The sequence below is a fragment of the Pseudoalteromonas sp. Isolate6 genome (assembly GCF_022398435.1).
GTDB classification, from domain to species: Bacteria; Pseudomonadota; Gammaproteobacteria; order Enterobacterales; family Alteromonadaceae; genus Pseudoalteromonas; species Pseudoalteromonas galatheae.
The window spans coordinates 1-7,403 of record NZ_JAKEVK010000216.1 but is presented as its reverse complement, the minus strand read 5'-3'; the positions used below and the strand labels follow the sequence as shown (position 1 = coordinate 7,403).

The following is a 7,403-nucleotide window of genomic DNA, read 5'->3' as shown; positions in this document are numbered from 1 at the left end:
AAGCATACTGGTGTATTTTGGAACGTTATTACTCAGAAGTATTAAGTTATATCGCTCGTTCAGTGGGGTGCAAAGATAAGGCTCAAAATATAGTTCAAGAGGCGTATACCCGAATATTAAGCTATAAAAGCAGCAATCCAAAGCAGGATAACACGCAAGAACGCGCGCTGTTTTTTAAAGCCGCGAAAAACATTGTGATTGATCAATATCGAAAAAATCAGGCTATTGCTGAGCCCGACGACTTCGAATTAGTCGCGCCAAGTTATTATGAGCCCGAGGCTAAGCTCTCAAGTCAACAACAACTGGCATTACTTAATCGAAGTATCGACTCTTTGCCTCAAAAAACCAAGCAAGCATTTGTGCTCTATAAATTTAAAAACTTAAGCCAACCACAAATAGCAGAGCAAATGGGAATATCTATCAGCATGGTTGAAAAACACTTGGCAACGGCCATGCTTGCTTGCCGTAACGCATTACAAAAACAATAAGAGAATCGCAATGGACCGTCATAATGTATCAGTACAACAGCAAGTAAACCAATGGCTAGAACTCGAAAGGCAAGGGCTAAACAAAGCGCAGCAGCAAGCGCTCAATCGCTGGCTTGGTGAGAGCCGTGCACACCAAACAGCCTATCAAGAAAGTAAGCAGGTAGAGCAACTGTTATCGCAATTTTCAGGGCAAGAAATTGCACAATTAGAGCGCCCTGCTAAAGACTCGAAGCTTAAATCAAAGACAACTCAGCGGTACTTCGCCATGGCCGCATGCTTTGCACTTTTTGCATTGAGTTTCTTTGGCTATCAAACTTGGTTCTTTCAAATAAACGAAGACACCTTTCACGCCAGCTACCAGTCAGTAAGAGGCGAATTACGCAATATCTCACTGCCCGACCAATCTCGACTGACCTTAGATGCCAAAACTTCCCTCGCTATTGATTTTGATGGCGACCGGCGCAGTAATAAGCTACTCAGTGGTCGCGTGCTGTTTGACGTTGCCAGTGACAAAAGCCGACCATTTGTTATCAGTGCCGGCAGCACAAAAATTACCGTACTAGGTACCCGCTTTTCCGTTGATAAAAAAGCCAATAGCGTTCGTGTTATGGTAGATCATGGTCATGTACACGTGCAAAACCAAAATCAGCAAATAGCGCTGACAAAAGGTCAAATGGCGGTTGTGGATAGTGACGGCATTGTCAAGACTGAGTTTGATCCAAACCTCAATCTCGTCGATGCGTTTAAGCAAGGACGACTCGTGTTCGACAATGCGCCACTTAACGAAGCATTTGAGGAATTTAAACGACACCATGCGATAAGTTACACCTTAACCGCTCAATCAACTGAGCAATTAGTTATTTCGGGTACCTTTTTAGCATCAGAACTCGAAAGCTTTTTAAACTTACTTCCACACGTTCTCCCTGTAGAAGTTAAAGAGTATAACAATCATATAGTTATAGTTGATTCTCAATGACAAGATAAAAATATTCAAATATTTATTGAGGAGTTCTCATTCTCATTCGTTTTCATCTTAGGTAATTTATTTGGACGCATAACAATGAGAACCCGCTCTGTTTTAAACACAAGACTCACCCCCTTAGCATTTGCACTCGGGCTTAGCCTGAGCCTGCCTGCAGCCGCGCAGAGTCAAGTTGCTATATATCAATTTAATCTTATGAAGCAACCTATTAGCCATACCTTAACGCAGGTAGCTGAGGCTGCGAGTATGAATCTAATTGCCGATGCGAAACTATTAAATGGTCTGCAGGCTCCTGCACTTAAAGGTGAAATCAGTTTAACCGAGGCGCTAGAGCGCACACTAAAAGGTAGCCAGTTAACGGCAAGTATTATCGACAACAACATTGTTATTAAAGCGGCGATTAACGGGTCAGCGCCAGAAAAAAGCAAAACCAAAAACACTCAAACTAAAAAACACAACCGGGCAAAAGATCCACAAGATAATATTGAAGTCATCACTGTCAAAGGCGATAAACTCAATCTTAATCGTGAACAGATTGCTCGAACCAAAGGTTTATCTAACTCAGATATCTTCTCAACGTTTTCTGGTGTAGAGGCAAACAATATTCGAAACGAAGCTGGCGCACTGGATATTGGTATTCGTGGCGTGCAAGGTGAAGGACGTGTACCGATTTTTATCGACGGAAGTTTACAATCAACGCACACAAACCGAGGTTATATGGGTTCGTCGGATAGAACCTATATCGACTCAAACTTGATAAGCTCGGTGAATGTCGAAAAAGGCGCATCGACCAAAGCCTCACCCTTTGGGTCTGGGGCAATCGGCGGAACAGTCAATATCCGAACATTAGGCACGCATGATATTCTTCAAGATGGTCAGAGTCTCGGCGCTTTGGTTAAAGTAAATACGCACAACAACAATAGAACACCTGAAGTACCTGAAAGCTTTGGTCTGCAAAGTTATTACGAAATCAGCAACCATAATGACACTCTCGACTTTGCAGGCGGCGGGTTTACGCTAGCAACAGCTTATCAACAAGATAACTTACAAGCGGTACTCGCTTTTAGTAAGAAAAAGGTTGGTAACTACTTTGCTGGTAAAAATGGCTTTAACGACTTTGTTGAAGCCAAGGAGTACGTGCGTTGGGTACCTTCAACTGAACACGAAGGACAATATGACGAAATAACAGTAGTCGACCTTATCCCACCTCCGGTCAATCAAAATGGCGAAGTCGTCAATACAAGCTTTGAAAGCGACTCATACCTAGCAAAACTAACTTATGCGTTTACGGACGAACAATCATTAGAGGTGAATACACGCTACCATAAGCAAGAAGCGGGAGAAATGCTGGCCACCTACTGGTACAAACAACGAGCCGGTGACACCAAGTTTTGGAAGGTGATTGATGAAAATGGCCAGGAACAATGGATGTCCGAAGAAATTCCAGAAGGTGTAGAAACCATGCCGCAGTGGGCTCCGGGCTCTGCTTTGGTAAACAGTGCCAGTGCGTTGTACCGTTTCTTACCGAGTGATAACCCATTAGTCGATCTTAGTGTTAACGTCTGGCGTACCAGCGCGAGGTTACAGCAATATAATGCACTTGGTAGCAACCTAGGAGCAAATGCGGGGCAATACTTTCACCGTTATAATAATAAGCGTCATGGGATAAGTGCATTCAATACCTCTGCATTATCGCTGGCCAGTACACCAATTACTTTGACCTATGGTCTATCTTGGCAGGTTGAAAAATTAAGCCCACATAAAGACTGGAGAGACAATTTTAATCGAGACTGGTACCCTGCTGACTTCAATTTAAAGGCGACTTCGCGACACGGCAAGCAAACAAAACGTGCGTTATTTGCCAATGCCAATATCGATCTTGCGCCTGTAGAGCTTGCACTGAACGTAAACCTTCATGACTCAGTAAACGAGGACTATCAAACAGACGAAAAACTTACATTTGATGCCAAAGCGGATGTAACCGTACAAGTAAATTATCAACTGCTTGATAATACAGTTATTAAAGCCAAATATAGCAACGCATATCGTATGCCAAACCTGTACGAAACAACGGTTTCCAATGAGGTATTTTCTTACTCTAGTGACTATCCGATCACCCCTGAAAAAACGAAATCGTATGATATTGGCTTTGAAAGTGACTTTAGCAACTTACTCAGTCACGGGGATAAGCTAATTATCTCGGCGGAATACTTCTACACCAATATTGAAAGTATGTTGGCTACCGGCTTTTTGCCTAAACCCGACGCACCTTCATGGGATCAAAAATTCACTTTTACCAACTATGATAAGTTTGAACTGCCCGGTACAGAGTTTGGCCTTCATTACCAAAGCGACTTATTTTACAGCAGGTTATCTTACACAAAGTACAACGGCGTCAAAATGTGCTCACGCTTAATGGCTGAGGCTGCAGGTGTAGATACTTGTAATGCGAGCGGGTTTGCAGGAAGTTTAACACCACTTCGTATACCACCAGAAAAAAGCTATATCGCTACGCTTGGTATGACACTCTTCAACGACACAATTGATACAGGTTTTACCTACAAAAAACACTCCGAGAAACATCATCCGGGTGGTTTTTTGTCAGGGACAGGCGTAACCGCACTTGAGTATATTCCAGCAGGCTATCAGCTTGATTTTTACTTTGATTATATCTTTAGCGACAGCATCAAGGGCAACCTAGCGGTCACCAATTTGACCGATCAATATAAGGTTTCAACCGGCTCAATCGTTGCGATGCCTGAACCGGGGCAGACTATTTCGATTGGTTTAGAAATCAAACTTTAATAAACACTTAAGCGCTGTACTTTTGCTTAAAGACAGCGCTATATTTCAGTTACATCACTTTGGAGCACCCATGACTACCGTTACCTCTACACTTTCTAGAGCACAAAACTTAAAACATGCAACTGCAGATACCCATGATAATGTAGACAAGTCAATTATGGCGCAAGAACCATTCACCAACACACAAAGCTACCTTGATTTCTTACGACTACAGTTTTATTTTTTAAAAGATGTGAGTGCGCTCTATGAACACCCAGAATTATTAGCACTTATTCCAGACTTAGCCGCGCGTCGCCGCTTAGGCATGCTTGAACAAGACTTTATCGACCTTGAAACCCACATACCTGCTCCTTATTTAACATCAGAAATAGCCGATGATACCGATGTCGCTACAGCACTCGGTTGGCTTTATGTCGTTGAAGGCTCAAAAGTAGGTGCGGCGATGCTAGGTAAACAAGTTGAAGCCAAGCTTAGTTTTAATGCGCAGCACGGCGCTCGGTATCTAGCAGGCCCAGGGGCTGGTCGCGGCAGCGCTTGGCGAGAGCTTGTGCAAATCATAGACTCAATTGAACTGAGTGAACAGCAAGAGCAAGCGCTCGTTGAAGGTGCTCGCCAAGCCTTCACTCGTTTCCAAGCATTTCAAGCGCACGTTTATCCATGATGCTAAAAGCCGCCTTAGCCAACTATAAAAAAATAGCCCTACTGCTATGTGGATACCTATTTGTAGCCCTTGGTGTTATTGGTATTGTTTTGCCCGTCATGCCGACCACCGTTTTTTTTATTTTGGCTTTGGCGTGCTTTTCAAAAGCTTCACCTAAGCTTGCTTTATGGCTGCTAAATCACCCAAGGTTTGGCGCCTCATTAACACTATGGAAGCAACACAAGATTATTCCTCTCAAAGCCAAAGTTCTGGCAACAGCCGGCATGGCTGCAAGTTATGCTTTACTTATTTTTTTCTCACCGACGGCTTGGTTGGCCTGCGTAATTGGCAGTATAAAAATCGCAGTGATGTCTTATATTTATTCCAGACCATCAAAGCGTGTATAATACCAATTTACATTTTTACAATTTAAAGCGCTCAACCAGTGTTGCTAGACGATGCGAGAAGCTACTGAGCGACTCGCTGCCTTTCGCCAAGTTTTGCATCGCCTGAGCATTATCACTTGCGGTACTTTGTGCATCTAACATCACTTGCTCAATTTGCTGGCAATCTTTCGCCTGGTGATCAGCGGCTTGGCTCACTTCTTCGCTTAGCTGAGTGACCTGCGCAAGTGCATTGGCAATTTCATCCATCGCACTGGCAAGTGCCTCGCTTTGTTTTACACATAAGGCTACATCGCGCTGGCCGGAATTAATGGCTTCTGAGGCAGTGTGCGTATCTTGTCTTAGTGCTACTATCATTTGGTTAATTTCACTGGTTGACTCTTGCGTTCTTGACGCAAGCGTTCTAACCTCATCGGCGACCACAGCAAACCCTCTCCCCTGCTCACCAGCACGCGCCGCCTCAATTGCTGCGTTTAGCGCCAACAGGTTGGTTTGCTCCGCAATAGAAACAATGGTGTCCAAGATGCTGCCAATATTCTCACTGTGTGTTGTCAGCTTGGTCATACTCTCGACTGCTTCACTCATGCGTGTGCTAAGCGATAGAATATGTTCTTTATTGTCTTGCGTGTACTTACTCACTTCGGTTTTATGCTGGTTGGCGGTATGGATACTTGCGAGGCTATCTGACGAGCGTTCGGAAACCGCCAAAGCACTAGCTGAAATACTTTGCGCTAAACGATTGGCATTATCCATGCGGCGCATTTGCTCGGTCGCATTATTGGCTATTTGTTTGCTCTCGCTTAATGATGACTCTGATAGGTCTTCTAGTTCATGAACTTGGTTATTGATTGACTCAAGTAAGGCACGAAGGTTGTCTTTAACCTGATTGATATTATTAATTAATAGACCAAATTCATCATCGCTGCGCTTACTCATTTGTCTAGAAAAGTCGCCAGTCGCAAGGTATTTGAGCATTTTATTAACCGCAGCTAGCGGCCCAAGCATAGCCCGACTGGTTGAAATCGAGATAAACGTGCCTAATGCGATAAATACAATCACCAATAAAATGGCGGTATTTTGTGCTCGCTCAACAAGAGTTTCAGCATTATTTTGAGAGCGGTTAAATGCCGCGTCGGCATTTTGCTGTATTTTCTCAAGCTCGGTTAAAATGGCAACCGCATACTGCTCTGACTGCTTATATAGCATCGCGGCTTGTTGTTGTTGCCGCAATTTATCTTGTACCGCGACATACAGGTGCCCCGGCTCACCAAGCTTTTCTCTGAGCTTAGTCATGCCCTCACTAAACTGACTTAATAAGTCATCTGCATCCATTCCATAGGCTTGCCGTTTCAAAAAGGCTATGTTGTCTTCAATATTATCCAATAAAAACAACATATCTTGTTGGTGCTGCTCTATTTGATCAAGCGTTAACCCACTGATCCGTTGACTGTTATTATCCAAGGTAAAGAGCATGTCATCAATGCGAACGCCTGTCCCGACCATTTCCTCCAACTGCCGCGCGTTATCTGTCTCAATTAACTCGAGATCCAGCATGGCATTACTTGCCTGTTCTTTACCCTGTTTAAGAGCTTGATATTGAGATTGGATCCGCTGCTGTACTTGTACAATATCAGCCTTAGCCTGCAGCATTTGCTTTGCGGCATCACCGAGTTGTTCACCCAGCGCCAGAGTTTGCCTTAATGGTGTGACAAATTCAGGCATGGCTTGCGTCAATGACGTTAAGTGCTGCTGACGCTCAACATACAGTTGCTGCTGTGTAATGAATTGCTGTCGAACCCGGTTGATATCTTGCTCGCTTTCAAGAGTATAAGCTTGGGAAATCAGTTTGCTGAGCTTAAGCTGCTCAAATTGCAGGGCATTAGCACTGCGCTGAATCGGCAAAGTAATTTGGCCCATATTTTGATTAGCGGACTTTATTTGCGCCAATGCTAAATAGGCAAACACACACGCAAGTAACAGCAGCACACCTAATGCACTAAAGCCTAAAGTAATTTTTTGTTTTATTGTTAGTTTACTTAGCATAATGTCATTGCTCTATTTTGAGTAAATAAACTATGTTACAA

6 protein-coding genes are annotated in these 7,403 nt (G+C 43.6%); 5 read left to right on the top strand and 1 reads right to left on the bottom strand.

The window, feature by feature from the left end; translation table 11 throughout:
• The 5 genes from L1D50_RS19730 to L1D50_RS19710 all read left to right on the top strand — a co-directional run.
• On the top strand, window positions 1-488 hold a 488-nt coding region (locus tag L1D50_RS19730), incomplete at its 5' end, for a sigma-70 family RNA polymerase sigma factor (RefSeq protein WP_239966644.1).
• A 10-nt stretch (window positions 489-498) separates the two neighbouring features.
• Window positions 499-1,464, top strand: coding sequence for a FecR domain-containing protein (locus tag L1D50_RS19725; protein WP_239966643.1), 966 nt, complete (start codon window positions 499-501; stop codon window positions 1,462-1,464).
• A gap of 84 nt (window positions 1,465-1,548) precedes the next feature.
• Entirely contained in the window at window positions 1,549-4,275 is a 2,727-nt protein-coding gene (locus L1D50_RS19720; RefSeq protein ID WP_239966642.1) for a TonB-dependent receptor, read from the top strand.
• Between the two features lie 70 nt (window positions 4,276-4,345).
• Window positions 4,346-4,936, top strand: coding sequence for a biliverdin-producing heme oxygenase (locus tag L1D50_RS19715; protein WP_128727955.1), 591 nt, complete (start codon window positions 4,346-4,348; stop codon window positions 4,934-4,936).
• Window positions 4,933-5,322, top strand: a complete 390-nt coding sequence (locus L1D50_RS19710) for a YbaN family protein (RefSeq protein ID WP_128727956.1) — start codon at window positions 4,933-4,935, stop codon at window positions 5,320-5,322. Before L1D50_RS19715 ends, L1D50_RS19710 begins: the two co-directional genes overlap by 4 nt.
• Before the next feature lie 15 nt (window positions 5,323-5,337).
• On the opposite strand, the gene L1D50_RS19705 is transcribed toward L1D50_RS19710, so the two are convergent.
• Window positions 5,338-7,362, bottom strand: a complete 2,025-nt coding sequence (locus L1D50_RS19705; RefSeq protein ID WP_138521662.1) for a methyl-accepting chemotaxis protein — start codon at window positions 7,360-7,362, stop codon at window positions 5,338-5,340.
• Window positions 7,363-7,403 lie beyond the last annotated feature (41 nt).

Coding starts and splice junctions, on each gene's coding strand:
- L1D50_RS19720 (WP_239966642.1), top strand. CDS start 1,549: ATGAGAACCCGCTCTGTTTTAAACACAAGACTCACCCCCTTAGCATTT.
- L1D50_RS19715 (WP_128727955.1), top strand. CDS start 4,346: ATGACTACCGTTACCTCTACACTTTCTAGAGCACAAAACTTAAAACAT.
- L1D50_RS19725 (WP_239966643.1), top strand. CDS start 499: ATGGACCGTCATAATGTATCAGTACAACAGCAAGTAAACCAATGGCTA.
- L1D50_RS19705 (WP_138521662.1), bottom strand. CDS start 7,362: ATGCTAAGTAAACTAACAATAAAACAAAAAATTACTTTAGGCTTTAGT.
- L1D50_RS19710 (WP_128727956.1), top strand. CDS start 4,933: ATGATGCTAAAAGCCGCCTTAGCCAACTATAAAAAAATAGCCCTACTG.